This is a genomic window from Gordonia jacobaea (genome assembly GCF_965344965.1).
In the GTDB taxonomy this organism is placed as follows: Bacteria; Actinomycetota; Actinomycetes; order Mycobacteriales; family Mycobacteriaceae; genus Gordonia; species Gordonia jacobaea.
Genome location: NZ_CBDRLS010000002.1, coordinates 185,071 through 206,190 on the forward strand (window position 1 = coordinate 185,071; position 21,120 = coordinate 206,190).

Sequence of the window (21,120 nt, forward strand, 5' to 3'; positions counted from 1 at the left end):
CGGCCACAGGGCCGAGGCGCCGAAGCTCAGCGTGGCTGCATGCGATCGCCCCGCGCCGCATGCTGCGACTCATCCCCACCACCGGCGACTACGCCGGGCTACGTCGTTCGTGGAAGTCCGACGTCGTCGCCGGCGTCACGGTCGGCGTCGTCGCACTCCCGCTGGCACTTGCCTTCGGTATCAGTTCGGGCGTCGGAGCGGCCGCGGGCCTGATCACCGCTGTCGTCGCGGGCCTCGTCGCCGCGATCTTCGGCGGTTCGCACGTACAGGTCTCCGGCCCTACGGGTGCGATGGCCGTGATCCTCGCGCCGATCGTTGCGGCGCACGGGATCTCGTCGATCGCGTTGGTCACGGTGATGGCCGGGCTCATCGTGCTGATCGCGGGAGCCGTCGGCCTCGGGCGGGCTGTCACGTTCATCCCATGGCCGGTGATCGAGGGGTTCACACTCGGCATCGCCGTGATCATCTTCTTGCAGCAGGTTCCCGCCGCGTTCGGCGCCGACGCACCGAAAGGCGAACGCACTCTTCCGGCAGCGATTCACGTTGTCACACATGCCGACTGGGGCGTCGCGCTCCAAACCCTCGGAATCGTCGCCGTGATCGCCGTGCTGATGGTCGGGTTGCCGCGCATCCATCGGAGCATTCCCGAGTCGTTGACCGCCGTCATCCTGGTGACCGTGATCGTCGGGTTCATGCACCTGGGGGTGCGTCGAATCGGCGAACTCCCCTCACATCTGCCTGCACCCGCGCTACCCCACCTCGACGTCTCGACCATGAAATCCCTTGCGGGAGCTGCTGTTGCCATCGCAGCACTCGCGGCGATCGAGTCGCTGCTGTCAGCACGGGTCGCCGCAACGATGTCGCCGACCGGCCCATACGATCCCGACCGCGAACTCACCGGCCAGGGACTCGCGTCCGTGGCGTCGGGGATGTTCGGCGGCATGCCCGCGACCGGAGCGATCGCGCGGACCGCGGTCAACGTGCGTTCGGGAGCACGCACACGTGTGTCGGCCATCGTGCACTCCGTGTTCCTTCTCGGAGTGGTGTACCTGGCAACGGGTCCCGTCTCACAGATCCCGCTGGCTGCGCTATCGGGTGTGCTCATGGTGACGTGCTTCCGGATGATCTCGTCGTCGACGGTCCGAAAGATCATGCGTTCCACACGATCCGACGCTCTGATCTTCGCGGTGACGGCAGTCATCACCGTGTGCTTCGACCTCATCGAGGCGGTACAGATCGGCATTGTCGTCGCAGCGTTCTTCGCGCTGCGGCAGGTCGCGAAGCGGTCGAGTGTGACGCGCGAAGAGCTACCGGGACCAGCACAACCGGGCGATGAGGCCATCGCACTGCTCCGACTCGACGGAGCGATGTTCTTCGGTGCGGCAGAACGCATCTCGACGGCCATCTCGTCCGGCGCCCACTCCGACGCCACGGTACGGGTGGTGATCATCCGGATGTCGCATCTCGGGATGCTCGACGCGACAGGGGCCCACACGCTCGCAGAGATCGTCTCCGACCTCGAGGGTCGCGGAATCACCGTCATCATCAAGGGCGTGCAGGACGACCATCTCAAGCTGCTCGAAGGCGTCGGGGTGATCGACGAACTCCGTCACGAGAATCATCTGATGACCAACCTCGACGACGCGATCACCCATGCCCGCGAACATGTCGCGAACGATCGGGTCTCTCCTGCGGGCTAGCCACCTGTGATGGGTGGCACGAACACGCACGGCACCGGACGCGGATGTGCGGGGTCGAGCGCGTTGAGGACGTGCGCGACCGCTCGACGGTCGGACACGATCGACAGATGGTCGGCGAAGTCGCGGTCGCACCCGTCCTGTAACTCTATGTTGCGTACCGACGTCCCGGGACCGCCCGGCAGAATTCCCACCCAGTAGGGCGTGACGATGTCGTCGAATCTGGTGACGATATTCGTGTAGCGCACTCCGGGAAGGTAGGGAGTCGGCTGCCGAACGGCGTGGTTGAAGTCCAGATTGCGGGGCGGCGCAACGCAGTCGGCGCAGTTCGGGCGTTTCGGTGTCGGAACACCGAGCGCGCGTCGGAACTCGGCCACCGCCTCACCGCGAGCATCGTCGTCGTCGGGTCCCTGGCGCCAGTACGGGGCAAGTGAGATGTAGTGCGCCACATGGCCGCGTCCGCCGAGGTACTTCATCCAATAGGTGGGGATCTCGGTACCGAGTGAATGCCCGACGACGTCGACCTGGTCGCTGTGCGTCGCAGCCATGACCTTCGACATGAACGACGCGAGTTGCCATGCGCTGTCTTCTTTGGGGCCGAGGCCACCGAGCGCCGATGCGGGCCATTGCGTCGAGAGGGCTCCGTATGTTGGGGCGAAGACACAGTAGCCCTCGTTGGCCAACACGGGTGCGAGCGTCGCCCAATTCGTCTGCTGCCCACCACCACTGCCGTGTACGAGGACGACGGGTCGGGGATGGCGCGGCGTCGGACGGCACGAGAAGTCGTTGGTGCCCGGCAGTGAACCACCCGCGTGCGCGAGCTCTGCTCGTGCGCCGTCGAGAAAGTTGTAGGTGACGGGGAGCCGGGGCGCGGAGTGGGCCGACGCCGGGCCGAGCACGAGTGCGATCACGGCTGTCAACGTCACCGTGATGGCCGGCCACACTGAGCGAATTCTGTTCTGCTGCATCAGGTCACCTCGAGGTCGAGATCTGTGTCGGCGGTGGGCTGAGCGTCGAGGGGTACGAGATCCATGCGTACTCCGAGCAGTCGCACGGGGCGGTCGGCGTCGAAACGGTCGAGGAGATCGAGAACGACCGGCGTGAGTTCTGCGATGTCGAGGGTGGGTGCGGCGAGTTTGCGCGACTTGGTCCTGGTGTAGAAGGTCGACGTCCGCACGGTGACCGCAATCCGGAACGGCACGCGGTCTTCGTCGATCACCTGGTCGAGCAGTTCTCGTGTCAATTGTTGCGCCGCAGAGTGTTTCTCGTCCGGCGAAGTCAGATCGGTCGGGAAGGTCCGCGACTTCGAGTGCGACCGCGCCTCCCACGGTTCTGCGGTGATCGTCGAGTCGCCATGGCCCCGGCACAGCACGTAGAGCCAATTGCCCTGGTGCGGACCGAATGTGGAGATGAGGTCGTCGCGGGGTGTCGCGATCAAGTCGTCGACGGTGTCGATGTCGTTGGCGCTGAGTTTCTGCGCGGTTTTGGGTCCGACACTCCATAGATCCCTGGTGGGACGCTGCCCCATCAGTTCGATCCAGTTGCGGTCGTCGAGCAGAAAGACCTTGTCGGGCAACGGTTGCACCGGCAGGAAGGTCGAGACGCCTGCGGGGTCTCGCGGAGGCAGACGGTCGGGCTTCTTCGCGAACTCGGTGGCCATCTTCGCCCGCTGTTTGTTGTCGCTGATCCCCACAGACGAGTCGAGGCCGGTTGCACCGAGAACCGCGGTGCGCATGCGGGTAGCGATCTCGGTGATCGCGGCGTCGTCGACGCCCTCTCTCTCGACGCCCTCTCTTTCGATGCCCTCTCTTTCGACGCCCACGTATGCCTCGTCCCAGCCCCACACCTCGACCGGATACCCGAGTCCGCGGATCGTGTCCATGACCTCAGCCGACGCGGCGTCGTATGCCTGCGTGTCGAGGGGGATGAACACGGCGTCGGGTAGCTTGCGGTGCGCGGTGCGCAGAGGCATGCCCGCGCGGACGCCGTGCGCGCGAGCCTCGTACGACGCACATGTCACGACCTTGCGCGGTTCCGACGGGTCGCCGTTACCACCGACGATGAGCGCGACATCGGCGAGCTCGGGACTCCGCAGACGCTCGACCGAGACCTGGAACTGGTCGAGATCGAAGTGCAGGAGCCACCGGAAGCGTTGCGGCCGGTCGGTGCTCACACGTCAAAGCCTACGGTCGCGCTGCGCACCGCGCCGCGAAACGTTCCCTGCTGGTCAGCCCAAGCCGGCGACGCGGACAGCGTTGCCGCCCAGCCCGACGTGCTGGCAACTGGTGCGCAGGGCGTGGGCGTTGTAGCGGACGATCGCGAGGTCGGTGGCACCGTCGTCCTCGGACGTCGGCGATGCCGGAGCCGGGACGGCGAAGAACGCGCTCGCCTTGCTTACGTACACGGCGAACAGGTCGCGGTCGCGTGCTGTGAAGGTGGGCAGGGCGTGGGCCATGACCCGCCCGAGCACAGCGCGGTCGCGGTGCAGTGGCGGCGGCACGAGGTTGAGGTTGCGGGAGGCCGTCGCACAGTTCGTCGGGTCGGTGAGTGCATGAACCGCAACAAAGAGGAAGGCCAGCCGGACCATGTCGACCTTCGCGACGTCGTTGCTGTCGCGGTAGTCGTCGACGATGCTCTGCAATGCCCGAACCGGCAGCACCACGGGAGCATTGTTGAGTTGGTCTGCGGCACTCTCGTCGTCGCCGATCGAATCGATGAGCATGCCGATCAGCACGTCGACCGCGGTCTCGTGCCGATCGACCGCCTGACGCAACGCTGCCGACGTCTCGTTGATCAGTCCGAAGCGTTCCGGCTCAGCGAGCAGAACGTCGAGTCCGGGTATGACGATGAGCTTTTCGACCTCGATCGCCTCGATCAACACCGCAGGCCGCAGGAAGGCGCGCGCGCGTTGCTGTCGTCGCGCACCTCGCCCCTGCCGCTGCGCTTCGGACGAGCGCGAACCCCTCGAACGCACCTGTCCTGTATGTGTGGACACTCCGATATCCGTAGCCGTCTCGGTCATGAACCCGCCCCCTTCGTCGACACTCGATCGGATGACAGATCAGCATGAAAAAGGGGCCACCACCGCCGAGCAGAGCGCACGCTTTAGCGAACACCGTCGTGGTGAAAGTGACCCCAAAAGCATCGCTACCAGCCGGTAGCTTACTGACCCGTAGGTAACGGTAGAACACGGCCGTAGGTCATGTCCACATCCCGACGTGACTGTCGACACATTGGTCCAAGCGTCTCACAGAGCGCCTTCGACCTGCGCAGATGCGAGGACTGAATAATTGCTGAACCAAACTTCATATTGAAATCAACGGATGATGTGCCGCGCCCTAGAGGCCTCGCGTTACGACAACAAATCTGAGCGTCTGTCGTCCAGATAGGTGAATCGCTCGCGCGCGTCGTCGAGCACTTTTCGCTCGACGTCGACGACCAGCAGTTCTGGTTCGCGCTCGGCACGCGCGAGCACCCGACCGTCCGGGCCAATGCCTTCGCTGAGGCCACCGTATGCGAGGTCGCCCTCGACGCCGCAGTAGTTCGCGTATGCCACATAGACGGTGTTCTCCAGGGCACGGGCCGGGAGCAGCACCGTCTGGACGGCGTCGAACTCGGGCATGTTGGCGGTGGGAACACAGATCACCTCGGCGCCACGGACCGCGAGGTCGCGCACCAGTTCTGGGAACTCGACCTCGTAGCAGATGAGCAGACCGAGACTCCAGCCGCCGATGTCGATCACCGGGGGCGGGGCGATACCCGCGGTCACGGCGTCGCGGTCGACGTCGCCGAACAGATGCGTCTTCCGGTGCGAGGCAAGGGAAATGCCGTTCGCGTCGACGAGTCTCACGGTGTTGTAGACGGCCGAGTCGTCGAGTTCGGCGCATCCGTACAGGATCGCGATCCGGGTGCGACGCGCGACGTCACCGACGGCGTTGCCGAGCCTGCCGTCGACGGGGTCGGCGAGGCGTCGCGCGGTGCTCGGCGCGATGTTGTAGCCGGTCAGGTACATCTCGGGCGTGATCAACAGGTCGGCGTCGAGTGCAGCGGCCTCCGCGGCAGCTTGCTCGAGTCGGTCGAGATTGCCCTCGACGTCGTCGGCGACAGAGTGGCACTGCCACAACGCAATTCGTAGTCGATCGGTGGTCATCCAAGTCTCTTTCTGCGGTGGGACGCGATTCCGGCGCGACGGCGGTCACGGCCCTATGTCGATGGGTCCGAGTACTGCGAACAGATCACCCGGCCCGGGATTGGACGGGTGCGAGGCGCCGCCGAAATGAGAGATCACTCCCCAGACCGCGTTGAGGCCTGTCTGCACCGCACCCTCGACCCATGCGGGCGTGAACGAGACGTCGTCGCCCGCGATGAAGATGCCCCGCTCGGCGTCGGGCAGATTCTCTTGACCGTGAAAGTGGTTGTACATCCGGGTGTTATAGCGATAGTGGCCGGGCAGTGCGCCCTTGAACGCACCGAGGAAGTTGGGGTCGTCCTCCCACGAGACGGTGATCGGGCGGCCGACGATGTGCGACGCGATGTCGAGGTCGGGGTAGATCTTCTTCAGTGCCGCGAGTGAAAGTTCGACGCGGCGGTCGACCGGATGCGGCAGCACTTTCAGCGCGTCGCTCATCCACGTGTACGAGAGGCAGATGACGCCGGGACGGTCGGGGCCGTTGTCGAACAGGTAGGTGCCGCGGGTGAGGCGATCGGTGAGCGTCATGCTCAAGACGTCACGGCCAGTCGCCGGGTCGGTGTCGGTCCAGAAGGGACGGTCGACCATGACGAACGTCTTCGACGACTGCATGTAGCGGGTGCGATCGAGCGCCATCCAGAGGTCCTGGCTGAACAACGATTCGTCGCACTCGATCTCGGTCGACAACAGCCACGCCTGGCAGGTGGCGACCACGGCGGAGAACTCCCGCGAGTCGCCCCAGCGGTCGGTGACCTCGATGCGGTCGGGGCCGAGTCGTCGGATCGCGGCAACGCCCGCGCGTGGCGCACCACTGTGCAGCGACGACAGACTCGTCCCCACCGGCCAGTGCGCGATGCGATGAGGCGTGGCCGACCACAGTCGACGCGGAACCTGTTCTGCCCCACCGACAATCAACCGCTGGTCGGTGTCACAGTTGGTCACGACGACGCGCAGGATCTCCAGCATCGAGTTGCCGAAGTCCGAATCCCACCCGCCTGTCCCGAATCCGACCTGCCCGAACAACTCTCGATGCCGAAAGGTCGCGTTACCGAACTCTTTCGACGTCGCGAGGAAGTCGTAGAAGCTGCGGTCGTCCCACTCTCGGACGAGTTCGTTCCACATCGATTTCAGCGTCGCGGTGTCGCGAGCGCGGATCGCATCCTGCAGCGCAGAGAATCCCGCGATGCGTTCGAGCGCAGAATCCCAGGCGTCGGAGATCTCGCGGTAGATCGGCGGCAGGTCGTCGAGCGTCTCGGCGTAGAACGTCTCGCCACCGAGATCGATGACGGTGCTGCCCGCCGCCTCGGTCAGCGGGTTGGGGAACGGGCGCGAGCGCAGACCGAGCGCGTCGACATAGTGGAAGAACGCGCTCGAGGAGACGGGGAACCGCATGCCGCCGAGCTCGGCGACCTCGGGCTCTCCCGGCACGAACTGCTCGGAGCGCAGCCGTCCGCCGATGCGATCAGGCTCGTACACGACGGGCCGCAGACCGACCCTCATCAACTCGTACGCGGCGACCATGCCCGCCATACCGGCGCCGATGATCGCGACCTCCGCGCCCAGCGCGTCGTCGGGCACACGACCGAGACCCGCGGGATTGCTGATCCAGTCGTCGTATGCGAACGGGAAGTCGGGGCCGAAGATGGTGACAGGTGCGTCTGGCTGCACGTATCAACCCTATGGTCTGGCGCGCTGACGTGCGGGACTTCTGCCTCGCGCGCACGGTCGGCGTGATGGAGCGCACGGTCGACGGTCTCGAGCGCACAGTCGACAGTCTCGAGCGCACAGTCGACGGTCTCGAGCGCACGGTCGACGGTCTCGAGCGCCCAGTCGACAGTGACCCAGGTCATCCAAGATCTGCGGGAACCGCAAGCGGGGCCGAGGCGACTACTCCTCACAGTGCCGTCGGAAAACCGGCGGCTGTGCAGCCATCCCGAGAAGGAAGTCACCGAAGCCGTGGTCAGCCCTCCACCCGTGGATTCCGCGCCAGACAAGCCAGCCGAGTCCGAGACCGTCGAACCAGATCGTGATGCGCGAGGCGCGCGGCCTGCCCCGTCGGCGGCACAGCGGTGGCGTCCGCTCCTGCTGCGCTGGCATTTCTACGCGGGAATCCTGATCGGCCCGTTCCTACTGGTCGCGGCCGTGACCGGCACGCTGTACGCACTCATCCCGCAGGTCGACCGGGCCGTCTACAGCCATGAGCTCACCGTCGACAATGTCGGCACACAGCGGCTTCCGCTCGGCGATCAGGTCGCTGCGGCGCGTCGAGCTCATCCGGAGGGAAGCATCGCGTCGGTGACGCCTGCGCCGAAGGCCGACTCGACGACGCGGGTGACACTGAGCGTCGACGACCTGCCGTCGGACCGAACGCGCACCGTCTTCGTCGATCCGTACACCGGTGATGTGCGCGGATCGCTGACCACGATGGGCGAATGGCTGCCGGTACGCACGTGGTTCGACGACCTGCACCGCAACCTGCACCTGGGTGTCGTCGGTCGCAACTACAGCGAGATCGCCGCGAGCTGGCTCTGGGTGACGGCGCTGGGTGGGCTGGTCCTCTGGATCGGCTATCGACGACGGACCCACAAGCTCAACCGTATGCTCACCCCTGACCGCGACGCTCCGAAGCGTCGTCGAACATTGACCTGGCACGGGGCCGTCGGCACGTGGATCATCATCGGGCTCGTAGCGCTGTCGGCGTCGGGATTGAGTTGGTCGCGGTATGCGGGTGCGAGCATTTCTGAGTTGCGCACCGAACTGTCGTGGACGACACCCGCGGTCTCGACATCGCCCGCGTCGTCGAGCGAAGGTCATCACCACGTGGGTGATGCGACAGCCGATGCCCCGCCGACGATCACGCCGTCGGACTTCACCGCCGTCGACAACACCGCCACGCAAGCGGGTCTGCGCGCACCGATGGTCATCACGCCGCCGTCCGCGGAGGGTGCGGCGTGGTCGGTGAACGAGAACAACCGCGGATTCCCCACCCGGTACGACGCGATCGCGGTGGACCCCAAGACATTTGCTGTCGCCGATCGGGTGAACTTCGCGCAGTGGCCATTCATGGCGAAAATGACCGACTGGGCCATCAGCGCACATATGGGCCTTTTCGGCATCATCAATCAGATCATCCTGGTGCTCTTGGGAATCGGACTGATCAGCGTGATCGTCCGCGGCTACCTGATGTGGTGGCGGCGGCGTCCCACCAGAGGTGGACTGCCCAAGGCGCCGGGGCGAGGATCGCTGAGTTCGCTCCTGCCCGGTGAGGCGGTTGCGCTCATCGTCGTGGTCGCAGTACTCGGGTGGTTTGCGCCGTGGTTCGGAATTCCGTTGGCGCTGTTCGTGATCGTCGACGCCGTGTGGGGCATCGTTGCTTCGCGCCGCGGTTCGGGGACCCCTCCGCACGGAAGCGAGCACGGCCCGTCCGATGAGCAACCGGCTACGGCAGCAACCGAGAGTGCCCGATGATCGACAATCTCGCACTCCGCTGGGTCGTCACGATCCTGTTCGCGATCTCTGCGGCGTTGACCGTGTACGCAATGGTGCGCCAACCGCTTCGCTGGCCCGCCTACGTCGGACACGTGCTGCACCTGATCATGGCCGTCGCGATGATCGTGATGGCGTGGCCGTTCTCGATGAGCTGGCCGACCACAGGCCCGATGGTCTTCTTCATCGTCGCCGCCATCTGGTTTCTGGTGACTCTCGCATTCCCGAGTTCTGTTCTCGCCGAACCGGAATGCGGGTGTGGCGATGTGTGCACCTGCGGGGCGAACTGTGGTTGCGTCCCCGCGACCGACTCGGTGTTCGGACGATCTGTCGCCGTCTACCACGCGGTCATGATGGGCGCGATGGCGTGGATGTACGCCGTGATGAACGGAAGCCTGCTCCCTGGGAGCACCTCGGCAAGTGCTTCGGGCGCAGTCGAATACACGTCGGCGCTCGGTGAGCTCGTGCTCGCCCACGACCACGGCTCGGGCGGCATGGACATGCCGGGAATGGACATGACCGGCACCAGCCAACCGGCGTACATCACGCCGATCAACTGGATTCTCACGATCGGTTTCGCCATCGCCGCCGTGGTGTGGTTGTACCGCTACCTCGATCGACGACGCCGCGCGGGCACGACGTCGGATGTACTCGCCTTCGCGGGTGACATCTCGCAGATCTGCATGGCGGCGGGGATGTCGATCATGTTCGGCGTCATGCTCTGAGCGTTGGGGGACGCGGCGTCGTAAAGGGTTCTGCGGCAACGTCGTTGGCTGGTGTGCGATCGTCTCGACCCGCTCGCGGCACCAGCATCACACCCACGAGACAGGCGATCACGAAGCAGCACAGCGTGATCGGGGGCCATGCGGACACCTCGACGGTGTCGGTCTGGACGTCGACAGCCCCGCCGAAGACCGACGAATGCACCGCCGCATCCATGAGGAACCACACCACCGCCGCGATGCCGACCGCCGACACCCCGATCACGGCGTACCCGGCGCGAGCGTGCCGATAGCCCGGGCTGACTGCCCACAGCGCCAGCGCGACGAGGAGGCAGGCTGCCACCAGCGCGATCGCTCCGGCAAGACTCACGACGCCGCGCGCGGCAAGCTCTTCGGGTGCTCCCGAACGTGTGACGGCCTGGTCGGTCAGATCGGTCGACGCCGGAATGACCGACCCCTGCGCCCGAACCCACGTCATCGTCGTGGCAACGCCTCCCACCGTTGCCACGACGAGCAGCACGACCGACCAGCGGCGTCCGCTTGGTGGGGTTGTGGACGAGGTCACGGTGTCGGCTGCGCGGGGGCGGCCGGGGCCTGACCGCCCGTGCCGTTGCCGCTCCCCTGGTTACTGTTTCCCTGGTTGCCATTTCCTTGAGTGCTGCTGCCCTGATTTCCGGTCCCCTGGGTTCCGGTGCCCGCGTCTGTCTGCGTGAGATTCGGGGTGCCGCTGCCCGACGAGCCGTCCTGCGCCGCGCCTGCCATCCCGGCGACGTCGGTGATCAGCCACTTGCTGTCGCGGTCGAGCGTGATGGTGTAGGGGGTGACGGTGTTGAGTCCCTTCGGATTCTGCGTACTCGTCATGTGCGTCGACACGAAGACCTGCACGATGAACTGCCGATCAGCCCTGATGTCAACAGTTTTCGCCGCTATCAGCTTCGCGGTCTGCACCCATTGGACCTCTTGGATGAGTGGTGTCAGCGTGCTCACCGCGACGTCGAAGCGCGAATTGAGTTCCGGCGCAGTGCCGTTCTTGAGTGCTGCCGACCACGGTTGCAGGTTGTTGAAGTCGAACGTTGCCGCGCCGACCGCGTACTTGCCCGCGACGGTCTCGGCTGTCTGTTTGTCGGCGGTCAGTTGACGTTCGGCGGCGAGGTCGTCGGATCGTTGCACGAGGAGGTAGGCGAGCACGCCGACCGCGACCAGCGCGGCGACGCACAGCATGCTGACCGCCGCGACGACGGGGTGGCGACGCACCGTCAGGTACTCGGCCAACTGAGCTCGCGCTGAGGGCTTTTCGACCGGAGACTCTTCGGGAGAAGGCTTTGCGGCGGGAGCCTTCTCGGCAGCAGCCTTCCCTGCGGAGGGCTTCTCGGCAGTAGCTTTCTCGGCGGGCGTAGCGGTGGTGTCAGTTCCGCCGTCGTCGTTCTCCGGCTCGACGTCGTTGGTCGTGGTGTGCAGGTCGGTCGTCATGGGCTGGCTCCTTATTGCCTCGGGCTGTCATCTCGGCGGGGTCACGGTTAGTTGCAGGCTGTCGCCGGGCAGGACCTTCATCGCCTGCTCCACCAGCGTCGCGATGTTGATCTGGGCCAGCACCGAACCCGACTGCCGTGCGGCGGGGAGCAGTGTGTCGGCGATGCTGCCCAACGGGGGTGCGATGGTGTTCACGAACTCAGCGGACCGATTCAACGACGGTTTCCAGCGATCCCGGATCTTCTTTCCGCCGTCGGTGGAGACCGCGAACGGCTTGACCGCGGTCACGACGTCGCGGACGCTGGTGCCCGCGTACACGAGTTGGGGAGCAGTCGGACGCAGCGACGGGCCGATCCAGGCGCCGTCCTGCAGCATCGTCGTCGAGTTTCCGATGATCTTCTCGATGGCCGGCTGTGAGTAAATCATCGTCGCCGCGAGTACCTGCGCGGCTGGGGTGAGGCGTTCGACGTCGGACTCGGTTCCGGCGAGTGCGGCCGCGAGAGTGTCGACGAGATCGTTGACGAGTGTCGGGTCGACCTGGTCGAGCAGCGTCTGCGTCGAGCCGAGGAGCTCCGGTACCGACGCCGGGACGTCGACCACGGTTGCCGTCAGGGTCTGACCACTACGAATGGTTTGGGCCGCATCGTCTTTCGGGGGAATGAGGAAGAGTCCCGACTCCCCGATCATCGATTGGTTCTCGATGACGAGTTTGCTGTTCGACGGTATCTGGTGCGCGGCGTCGTAGGAGATCTCGATGTCGATGTCGTTGCCGCCGGTGTAGGTCACCGACGACACACGCCCGATCGATACTCCGCGGAGCAAGACAGCCGAACCGGCATGCAGGCCATTGGATTTGGGTGCGGTGATGGTGACGGTCGTCTGGTCGGAGATGACGCGCATCTTCAGTACGCCCACCGAGAGGTAGGCGACAGCGAGGATGAGCACCGCTACGGTCGCCACGATGGAGAACATGTAGCGCGCCTTCATCGGACCGCTCCGATCATGCGCAGCACCGCCGTCACCGACCGGGTTGCTTCCCGACGATCCCCACCCACGGTTATCTTGTCGACAGAGATCCCGCCGTTCTTGGCGAACGGGAGGAGTTTTGTCTGCGTCACGTCGACGACCTTGCCGATGTTGCCGTTGAATTCGGTCGACGTCGCGGAGTAACTGCGCAGCAGGGGCGTGATCTTCTCCAGGAACGGGTTGAGCTCGGCGAGCCTCGGCGTGAGCCAGCTCAGGCCGATCGCGAGGGCACTGGAACCCGCGACGAGTTTGAATCCCTCACTGATCGCGTCCATGACAGATCCCAGGGTGAACTGGCCCTGCGGGCCCATCGACATCGCGAGAAGATCTGGGTCAGAAGCTATCTGGCGGCTGGTTTCATCGAGTGTGTCGATCATCGAGTTCAGCTCGTCGGTGCCGCGTGCGAGATCCTGGATATCGTGGGCGCCGACGCGTGATGCTGCGGGGAGGTCACCGTTCTTGATGTCGACGGACTCGTTGACCTTGCGGATCGAATCCTGCACTCGCATCACCGAACCGCCCGCCATGAAGTCGGCGAGATTGGTGATGATGTCTTCGATCTGGGGGCCGGGGTCTGTGTCGTGTAGACCGATGACGTCGCCGTCGTGCAGGAGGGGCGCGCTCGACGAGGCAGGCGGTATCAACGCGACGTAGATGTCGCCGAGCATCGTCGACTGTCGCAGTTCGGCTTTCGAGCCTCGCAGCACCTGGGCTTGTGGCGTGATGCCGAGGGTCAGCCGCGCGGCGTTGGGGACGAGCTCGATGGATTCCAGGGTGCCGATCTGGGTGCCGCGCGAAAGCACCCGCGCACCCAACGGGAGGTTGACGACCGAGGAGAAGTCGACGTAGAGCGTCATCGAATTCGACGACGACGAGGTCAGTCTCGGCAACAGATTCGCGGGATTGGTCCCACGGCCGACCGCGACGACGACGAGTGCTGCCACCACGGCCAATACGCACAGAACAAGTGAGACTCCACGACGCATCATCGACCGAGACCTCCCTGAATCGCAGCGCCAACCAGACCGGTGAGATCGACGACCGCCGTCTGTCCGGTGCGGACGTCGCAGCGCCCGGCACCGCTGCGGGCGAGGAGTCCGCACAGCGCCGCGCTACTCGGAGTCCTGGTGAGCACCTTCGGCCCCGACACAGACACCGGAACCCCCCGCGCGGACCGGCTCATCATGGCCGACGCCGACGTCGCGATTCCCGGGATCTCACGCAGAAGGACAAGCAGGTCAGGGGTTTTGGCGATACCGAGATCAATCAGTGGCTTCGCGACGTCGGCCGTGTCGAGCAACGGCGGCAGGAGGTCGCCGAGAAGGTCGTCGATCGCGGGCGCGGCCTCCGACAATCCGTTGAAGATGTAGACGAAGTCTTCGATCAGCCTGCCCATCATGAAGGTCAACGACGCCGAGTTGGTCCCGATGTCGCGCAGATCATCCCAGTTCTGGGTGGTGACGTCGGTGAGCGTCGCCAGATTGTCGAAGATCGAGCGCATCTGCGCGAGGAACTCGTCGGGTGCTGCCATCAGGCTCGACATGTTCTTGATGGACTTGTTGATGTCGCCGCCGGTCCCGTTGATCTCCCGCGAGGTGACCGAGATGAGCTCTCCCACCGGCTTTTTCGCATCTGTACCGACTCCCCCGACCTCGTTGAACATCGTCGTGAACGACTGGAACGCATCGCTGACCGAGATGGGCGTGAACGTCCGAGAGAGCGGAACACATGTCTGCGCGGCGAGTTCGGGGCCGCCGCGTGCGTCGGTGCCAACGAGTTCGAGACGACGGTCGGCGAGCACCGAGTTGTTGATCGCGACCACCTTGAGGTCGGAAGCCAGCGGCCGGTCGTCGACCTTCATGTGTACTGTCACGTAACCGTTTTCGGGGTTCAGCGAGGTCACTGTTCCGACCTTGACGCCCCGGATGTTGACCGCATTTCCCGCATAGAGGCCGGCCGAATCGGGCAGCTTGGCGCAGAGTGCACGCGCGTTGTTCGACGTCGACCTCAGGTAGACGACCACCGCACCCACAAGCAGCACGACGACGAGGATCGCGGCAACCAGTGCGATCACCCTGCTGTCGATGCGGCGTGCTCGTGCGGTCAACATGAGCGGCCCGCGATGGGTATACAGATCGACGAGTCGTCGATCACCTGGTCACCGAAGTCGAGTGCCACGCCATTGGGATGCAATGTGCGACTGAGCTTGTCGGCGATACCGCGTAACTGTGTGATCGCGACACTCATCTTTGCCGCGATGTCTTTGGTCTCGCCCGCGGAGGCGATGATCTTGCGCAGCGGCGGCTTGATGCGCGCCTGATACGGCTCGCCGAGGACGTCGCCGACATAGAGCACGAGCGACGCGAGGGCGTCGTAGGTGATGATGCCGCGATCCTTGTAGCCGATGATGAGCGGCAGTACGGCGTGAATACGCTTGATCATCTCGACGAGAGTGGCTCGTTGTGCCGCCATGGCGGTGCTGTATTCGCCGCCGATGTCGGCGACACTCTTGATCTGATCCTGCTGCTTGTCGAGCAAGCCCGTGAGGGTGTCGACGTCGGACATGATGCCGCGGATGGCGCCGGGCGCGGCGTCGAGGCTGTTGGTCAGCGCCACCGCGGTGCCGCGCATCGTCGGCGCGTCGATGCCCGACGTGGTCTTGGCTGCCGCGTCGAGCACCTCGGAGATCGAGTAGGGCACGGAGGTACGCGAAGCGGGAATCACGGAGTCGCCCAAAGGTTTATCTCCTGCGGGCAGCAGTGCGACGTAGGCTCCGCCGACTACGGTAAGCATCCGGACGTCGAGGGAGGTCTGGTCGCCGAGGAATACGGTGCGGTCGACGGAGAGTGAGACGTCGACTTTGTCGTCGGATAGCGCGACGTCGGTGACCTTGCCGACGGTCACGCCTGCGATGCGTACCTCGGTGCCGCCCTTGATGCCGCCGCTCTCCGACATCACCGCGTGTACGGTCGCGCGCCCGGGAGGCGAGATGTAGAGGAAGCCGACGACGACCACCAGCACGGCCACGACGGCGACAACCCCGACGGCCCAGGAGATCTCGGCCCTGCGGGAGACCTGGTCGCGGACAGCGAAGTCGGACAGTCGGCTCAGGCCTTGCACAACGTCACCTTCCCTCCGCCGAGCAGGACCTGCCCCATCTCCGGCAGCGCCACCTCGCCGCGCGAGCACGTCGCGTCGAAGCCCAGGTGACTCATCGACGCGTTCACGGTCGCAAGGAAGGTCGGCAACGCGCCGAGCACCTCGGCGAACTGGTTGGTGTCTGGGACGAGTTGCATGATGCGCGCAGAGACGTTGTCGTGGCCGCCGAGAGTGAGGTCGAACAGGTTCGAGAGCAGGTCGACGATCGGCGGAAACACCCTGGAGCCGTTGCCGAATGCGGACTTCAGCAGATCGAGCTTGGTCTCGAGAGTGTCGAAGAGTACGCCGAGGCCTTTCATGAGCACCCCGATGATCTCTGACTTGCCCTGCAACGCAGCGGAGACGACGCCGAGGTTGTTGACGATCGTGGAGATCAGGGCCTTCTTGTCGGTGGCGAAACGGGTGAGACGTTCGACGTCGGCGAGGACGTCGCCGAGCCCGACGCCGTCCTCGCCCTGGAGCAGATGGAGCATGTTGGTCGCGAAGGTGTTGAACACCTCGGGGTCGGCGCCCTGCAGCAGTGGCCGTAATCCGTTGAACAGCTTGGTGATGTCGAAGGAGCCACTCGTCTTGGCCGCGGGAATCACCTGATCGGGGTCGAGTGGCGCCGCATCCGTTGGCGTGGTCGAGCTGGCGGTCCCGTTCACCTCCGCTTTCTGTGCGACTTCTGCTTTGGTGACGGCGAGGTAGCGTTGGCCGACGAGGTTCTGGAATCGAATCGCGAGCTGATCGCGACTGGTGAGCCGATTCTCTTGGCGCACGGTGAAAGTCACCATCGCCACGCCGGTGGACTGGAGATCGATGTCTGTTACCTTGCCCACCTGGACGCCGCGCACGCGGACGTCGGCGTTCTTGTGCAGCCCGAACACGTCGGAGAACTCGGCGCGGTAGGTCTCGACGTCGCCGCCGACGGGCCGATTGATCGCCTGCACGATCGCATAGAGGGCGAGGATCACGACGGCCGCCACGAGAAGTAGTCGTTTCGTCGCCGACGACGCGTTTCTCACGAACCGCCACCCACTCTCGACAGCAGTTGGTTCAACGGCGCCGATGCGCCGGGCACGACGTCGAGGTGCGCGGTTACCGACAGGGTGGTCCGCCCCGTCGTCGTATCGGTGTGGAACGCGTTGCCGAAATGATCGATCAGTGTGCCGACCTGTGCGGGGGTGACACCCGAGAGTCCTTGCCCGAGCGGCGTCGTGAATGCGTTGGTGAGGTCCATGAACGCGCCGAACGGCGCGAGGCCGTTGAACAGTGATCCCATGCCGCCGAACAGATCTCCGATGTCGCCGATCATCTGCGCGACCTGAAGCACGTAACCGTGATCGAGCAGGAGGGGGTTGGAGTTGAAGATGTTGAGTCCCTTGATTGCGCCCGCTGCCGCTGCACCGACACCACTGAAAGCGTCTGCGGCAGTGGGTAAGAGCGCATTCAGGCGTGTGCGCTGTCCCTGCTGCACTGTTTGCAGGGTGACGGTTGCGGCGGTCAGGAACGGTGACAGGCGAATCGTCGTGTCGCTCACCTGCTTGAGTAGGTCGCTGAGTTGCGGGGACAGCACGGGCAGGGTGAAGGAGCCCGCACTGCGCACGGTGGCCGTCACGGTGTAATCCGACGGCGCCTGTGCGAGCGTGATGGTGCTGCCACTGGTGACCGACGAGCCTGAACCCGTCGGGTTCAGACGCACGGCGTCGGAGCCGAAGAGGTTGCGGGACACGAAGCTGACCGCCGTGTTGTCGGTCAGTTCGCCCATGGCGTCCCGGTTGACGCAGACCTCCATGCGCGTGACGTCGCGTCGCGAAATGTCGAGGCCGCAGACCTCTCCGACGGTCTCGCCGCGGATATCGACCGGCACGCCCTCCTGCACGCCGTCGGGAAGCGACGGGGCGTCGATGGCGAAGCGCACGGAGTCGTCGCCTCCGCTGAAGGGCTTGATGACGACGAGGGCGACGACGGCTACAGCCACGAGCACGGCGAGGATGCCTCGCTTGCGCAGCGCGGCCGGGGAGAGTTCGCGTGCCCTGCTCATGCGAAGTTCAGCCCCGAGTTCAGACCCCAGAACATCAGCGACATCACCATGTCGGCCGCGACGATCAGCACGAGACTGGCGCGGATCGCCCGCCCGGAAGCGATGCCGACGCCCTCGGGGCCGCCGCTCGCGAAGAAGCCGTAATAGGTGTGCGCGATGATCACCAGGACCGCGAAGACGACGACCTTGATCGTCGAATAGACGACGTCGACCGGGCTCACGAATGCCTCGACGTAGCGGTCGTAAGCGCCCGCCGAGTTGCCGTAGACAACGCTGACGACCAGCCTCGAAGACAGATAGGCCAGGCAGAGCGAAATCAGATAGAACGGCACGATGGCGAGGACTCCCGCGATGACGCGCGTGCCCACCACGAATGGAATCGGCCGGATCGCTTGCGCCTCAAGGGCATCGATCTCCTCCGAGATGCGCATGGAGCCGATCTCGGCGGTCATCCGGCATCCCGCCTGCGCCGCGAACCCCACTGCCGCGACGATCGGGGCCATCTCACGCGTGGCGGCGTACCCGGTGATGAGGCCTGCCATCGGCGAGAGGTTGAGCGATGAGAGCGAGGTGACACCGAGGATGCCGATCATGCCGCCGACCGAAACACCAAGGATTGCAAGCACACTCGCGATCCCGCCGCCGACGAGGATCGAGCCGTTGCCCCAGGTGGTCTCGGCGAACGCCGCGAGGGTCTGGTTGCGATACGCGCGCACCGTATGCGGCAGACCCGCGATGGTATCGAGCACGAACGTCACCTGGCGGCCGATGTGCTCGAAGGGGCGGCCCGCGTCGTCGGCGACTCTCTCCAAGCGCGGGAACTTGGTACTCGGGATGTAACTCCCGGCGCGTTGCGCCATCTCAGATCACCGCCATGTCAGATCACCTGCGGCGGGATGAAGAGCGTCGTGACCTGGGTGATGATCACGTTGATCACCATCGACGCGACGATGCCGAGCACGACGGCCGCATTGACCGCGTCGGCGACGCCGCGGGCACCCCCGGCGGCCTCGAGCCCTCGTCTGCTCGCGATGACCACCACGACGAAACCGAAGATGACCGACTTACCCAGGCAGATCCACAGGTCTGTGGTCGACGCGTAGCTGCCGAACGACTGCCAATACGAGCCCGCGATGACCCCCTGTCCGACGATCGCCACGATGAAGCTCGCGGCCACCGCGATCACGATGATCAGGATCGAGAGAACCGGGGCGACCAGCACCATCGCGACCATCCGCGGTGCGACGAGCCGTCGGGTGGGGTCGATGCCGAGGACTCGCATCGCGTCGATCTCCTCGCGGACCGTGCGTGCTCCGAGATCCGCCGTGATCGCCGACGCCCCTGCACCACCGAGCAGAAGGGCCGCGGCCATCGGCGCGCCCTGCTGGATGACACCCATGCCGCCGACGGCTCCGGCCATCGAGGTGGCGCCGAGGTTGCTGGTGAGGCCGCCGATCTGCACCGCGATGATCACTCCGAACGGTACGGCCATCAACAGGGCCGGCAGGACCGTAATGCTGAGCAGGAACCACGCCTGAATCGTCGCCTCGCGGATCGGGAACCTGCCGCCAACGATGTCGGTGGTCGCGATGACAGAGGTGCGCACGCCCAGCCTGACCGTGCGGCCGAAGCCCTGCACACTCTGCGCCATCGGCACGCGCAACCCCCATACTCAATCAAGCACTTGTTTGGTTTTGGGACGTATCAGACATCCCGGTTTCATTCTTCGCGCCGAGGCGAGTATCACATATCCATGTGTCCGCTGTCACACCCCTATTGGTGGGTGCGCTTTCAACTGCAGAAACACAAGCTCGTCGCAAGCTCGATGCTCGATACCGTCGGTGTCGAGTGTTTGAGATCGTGAAACGTTGGAGTGAGTTATGGTTCACGAGTGTCAGAAGTAGGCTCAGCCTCGACCGCGTCGTCGACTCACGCGGGTTCGGCGGTGACGATGCTGGGTGCGTCGCGTCGTCGGCGTGCCGAGGAACAGGAGCGTCGGATCATCGACGCGGCGTCGTCGGAGTTCGTGCGCTCTGGGGTCCGTCGAGCCAACATCGACCGCATCGCCCGCGACGCAGGCGTCAGCCGCAGCACGCTGTATCGCCGTTTCCCCAGCAAGGATGCGCTGCTGGCCGAGGTCGTACTGCAACTGCGCAGGGACTTCTTCTCCGAGATGCAACAGGCTGTTCGCGACCTCGACCCGCGCGAGGCGGTGATCGAGGGGTTCCAGGTGTCCATCACGCGGGCTCGCAGCAATGAACTCGTCACCCGCATACTCGCCGACGAGCCGGGCGCCGCCGACCTGATCATCGGATTCGACGGCCCGTACGTGGTCGAAATGGTCGGGCAGTTCAGTCAGAGCATTGTCGACTCCCTGCGCGCCGCGGGCGCCAACATGCCCGACGCCGACCTGCGGCTCGCGTCGGAGACACTGTTTCGGTTGATCATGTCGTTCGCGCTCACCGACTCGCACACCGTCGACATCGACGACGCCGACGCACTGCGCGACTACGCGTCGAAGTTCCTCGCCCCGATGTTCTGGTGATCTCGACAAGCTCGATCAGCGGGGGTTGCGCTCGATCAGCGGGGGCGTCGAGTGGGCGTCTCGTGGCGTCGACTGGGCGCCCGAGCCAGCCGAGTGGGCGTCTCGTCGCGTCGACTGGGCGCCCGAGCCAGCCGAGTGGGCGTCTCGTCGCGTCGACTGGGCGCCCGAGCCAGCCGAGTGGGCGTCTCGTCGCGTCGACTGGGCGTCTCCGCCCTTCGAGTGGGCGGCGCCGGGTTTCTATTGCGGACCCGATATGACCGCATTGGCTGCGATGCTCGGTTCGTCGAGTGATCGGCACTCGGCTCGAACCTCGAAGCGCCCCACCTGAAAGGCCACAATCATGGATTGGACACTGGAAGTCGCGTTTCTGCCCGTCACCGACGTCGATCGAGCAAAAGACTTCTACACCAGGATCGGGTTCAACCCCGACCACGACTCGTCCCCCACCGACGAGATCAGGTTTGTGCAGATGACACCGCCCGGCTCGCGCTGCTCGATCGCTTTCGGCCGGGGCATCGTCGACGCCGCGCCACCCAACGCCGGGACACTGATGCTCTGCGTCTCCGACATCCAGGCTGCTCGCAAGCAGCTACTCGACGCCGGCGTCGACGCCAGTGAGGTCGACGTCCAGTCGTGGGGCCACTTCGTCTACTTCGACGATCCGGACGGCAACCACTGGAACGTGCAGTATTTGCCCTACCGGTACGAGTGAGCGCCCGACGCATCGTCACGACGCAAAACGGCCCCGCACCTCGGAAGGTGCGGGGCCGCTTCGGTGATCTCGACAAGCTCGATCAGCG

General features: G+C 65.1%; 20 protein-coding genes. 5 read left to right on the top strand and 15 right to left on the bottom strand.

The features are described 5' to 3' along the window. Positions 1–59 precede the first annotated feature (59 nt). Positions 60–1,700, top strand: a complete 1,641-nt coding sequence (locus ACRVY7_RS06965; RefSeq protein ID WP_431816525.1) for a SulP family inorganic anion transporter — start codon at positions 60–62, stop codon at positions 1,698–1,700. Here the strand turns inward: ACRVY7_RS06965 and ACRVY7_RS06970 are convergent. From ACRVY7_RS06970 to ACRVY7_RS06990, 5 genes are all read right to left on the bottom strand, one after another. Continuing rightward, positions 1,697–2,665, bottom strand: a complete 969-nt coding sequence (locus ACRVY7_RS06970; RefSeq protein ID WP_431816526.1) for an esterase/lipase family protein — start codon at positions 2,663–2,665, stop codon at positions 1,697–1,699. The two genes, ACRVY7_RS06965 and ACRVY7_RS06970, sit on opposite strands and share 4 nt — an antisense overlap. Next, entirely contained in the window at positions 2,665–3,870 is a 1,206-nt protein-coding gene (locus ACRVY7_RS06975; RefSeq protein ID WP_431816527.1) for a DNA polymerase IV, read from the bottom strand. The genes ACRVY7_RS06970 and ACRVY7_RS06975 overlap by 1 nt, the downstream gene beginning before the upstream one ends. 54 nt (positions 3,871–3,924) lie before the next feature. Next, positions 3,925–4,692, bottom strand: coding sequence for a hypothetical protein (locus ACRVY7_RS06980; RefSeq protein WP_235434338.1), 768 nt, complete (start codon positions 4,690–4,692; stop codon positions 3,925–3,927). A gap of 357 nt (positions 4,693–5,049) precedes the next feature. Beyond that, the gene (locus ACRVY7_RS06985; RefSeq protein ID WP_431816528.1) at positions 5,050–5,847 is read right to left on the bottom strand and encodes a carbon-nitrogen hydrolase family protein; all 798 of its coding nucleotides are present in this window, start codon (positions 5,845–5,847) and stop codon (positions 5,050–5,052) included. A 45-nt stretch (positions 5,848–5,892) separates the two neighbouring features. Further along, complete coding sequence (locus tag ACRVY7_RS06990) at positions 5,893–7,554, bottom strand: flavin monoamine oxidase family protein (protein WP_431816529.1); 1,662 nt, start codon at positions 7,552–7,554, stop codon at positions 5,893–5,895. A gap of 288 nt (positions 7,555–7,842) precedes the next feature. Here ACRVY7_RS06990 and ACRVY7_RS06995 point away from each other — a divergent pair, with 288 nt between their 5' ends. Together ACRVY7_RS06995 and ACRVY7_RS07000 are read left to right on the top strand one after the other, a co-directional pair. After that, positions 7,843–9,354, top strand: coding sequence for a PepSY-associated TM helix domain-containing protein (locus ACRVY7_RS06995; RefSeq protein ID WP_431816530.1), 1,512 nt, complete (start codon positions 7,843–7,845; stop codon positions 9,352–9,354). Continuing rightward, a complete protein-coding gene (locus ACRVY7_RS07000) occupies positions 9,351–10,097 on the top strand; it encodes a DUF5134 domain-containing protein (RefSeq protein WP_431816531.1) in 747 nt (248 codons plus the stop codon). The genes ACRVY7_RS06995 and ACRVY7_RS07000 overlap by 4 nt, the downstream gene beginning before the upstream one ends. Here the strand turns inward: ACRVY7_RS07000 and ACRVY7_RS07005 are convergent. From ACRVY7_RS07005 to ACRVY7_RS07050, 10 genes are read right to left on the bottom strand one after another with little or no spacing between them, the layout of a single operon-like run. After that, complete coding sequence (locus ACRVY7_RS07005; RefSeq protein WP_431816532.1) at positions 10,087–10,659, bottom strand: hypothetical protein; 573 nt, start codon at positions 10,657–10,659, stop codon at positions 10,087–10,089. The genes ACRVY7_RS07000 and ACRVY7_RS07005 overlap by 11 nt on opposite strands. Further along, positions 10,656–11,564, bottom strand: a complete 909-nt coding sequence (locus ACRVY7_RS07010) for a serine/threonine protein kinase (protein ID WP_431816533.1) — start codon at positions 11,562–11,564, stop codon at positions 10,656–10,658. The genes ACRVY7_RS07005 and ACRVY7_RS07010 overlap by 4 nt, the downstream gene beginning before the upstream one ends. A gap of 27 nt (positions 11,565–11,591) precedes the next feature. Further along, entirely contained in the window at positions 11,592–12,551 is a 960-nt protein-coding gene (locus ACRVY7_RS07015) for an MlaD family protein (protein ID WP_431816534.1), read from the bottom strand. After that, a complete protein-coding gene (locus tag ACRVY7_RS07020; RefSeq protein WP_431816535.1) occupies positions 12,548–13,579 on the bottom strand; it encodes an MlaD family protein in 1,032 nt (343 codons plus the stop codon). Before ACRVY7_RS07020 ends, ACRVY7_RS07015 begins: the two co-directional genes overlap by 4 nt. Continuing rightward, positions 13,576–14,700: an MlaD family protein gene (locus tag ACRVY7_RS07025; RefSeq protein WP_431816536.1), complete on the bottom strand. Its 1,125-nt coding sequence runs from the start codon at positions 14,698–14,700 to the stop codon at positions 13,576–13,578. The genes ACRVY7_RS07020 and ACRVY7_RS07025 overlap by 4 nt, the downstream gene beginning before the upstream one ends. After that, complete coding sequence (locus ACRVY7_RS07030) at positions 14,694–15,710, bottom strand: MlaD family protein (RefSeq protein WP_431816537.1); 1,017 nt, start codon at positions 15,708–15,710, stop codon at positions 14,694–14,696. The genes ACRVY7_RS07025 and ACRVY7_RS07030 overlap by 7 nt, the downstream gene beginning before the upstream one ends. After that, positions 15,698–16,756, bottom strand: a complete 1,059-nt coding sequence (locus tag ACRVY7_RS07035) for an MlaD family protein (protein ID WP_431816538.1) — start codon at positions 16,754–16,756, stop codon at positions 15,698–15,700. The genes ACRVY7_RS07030 and ACRVY7_RS07035 overlap by 13 nt, the downstream gene beginning before the upstream one ends. Next, complete coding sequence (locus ACRVY7_RS07040; protein ID WP_431816539.1) at positions 16,753–17,775, bottom strand: MlaD family protein; 1,023 nt, start codon at positions 17,773–17,775, stop codon at positions 16,753–16,755. The genes ACRVY7_RS07035 and ACRVY7_RS07040 overlap by 4 nt, the downstream gene beginning before the upstream one ends. Then, positions 17,772–18,635: an MlaE family ABC transporter permease gene (locus ACRVY7_RS07045; protein ID WP_049698701.1), complete on the bottom strand. Its 864-nt coding sequence runs from the start codon at positions 18,633–18,635 to the stop codon at positions 17,772–17,774. The genes ACRVY7_RS07040 and ACRVY7_RS07045 overlap by 4 nt, the downstream gene beginning before the upstream one ends. A gap of 17 nt (positions 18,636–18,652) precedes the next feature. Continuing rightward, on the bottom strand, positions 18,653–19,432 hold the full coding sequence (locus ACRVY7_RS07050; RefSeq protein ID WP_431816540.1) for an ABC transporter permease: 780 nt from the start codon (positions 19,430–19,432) through the stop codon (positions 18,653–18,655). Positions 19,433–19,666: 234 nt separating this feature from the next. On the opposite strand from ACRVY7_RS07050, the gene ACRVY7_RS07055 reads away from it, so the two are divergent. Beyond that, positions 19,667–20,320, top strand: a complete 654-nt coding sequence (locus tag ACRVY7_RS07055) for a TetR/AcrR family transcriptional regulator (RefSeq protein ID WP_431816541.1) — start codon at positions 19,667–19,669, stop codon at positions 20,318–20,320. A gap of 340 nt (positions 20,321–20,660) precedes the next feature. Continuing rightward, positions 20,661–21,032 carry a VOC family protein gene (locus ACRVY7_RS07060; protein WP_431816542.1) on the top strand — a complete coding sequence of 124 codons (372 nt, stop codon included), beginning with the start codon at positions 20,661–20,663 and terminating at the stop codon, positions 21,030–21,032. The last annotated feature ends 88 nt before the right edge of the window (positions 21,033–21,120 follow it).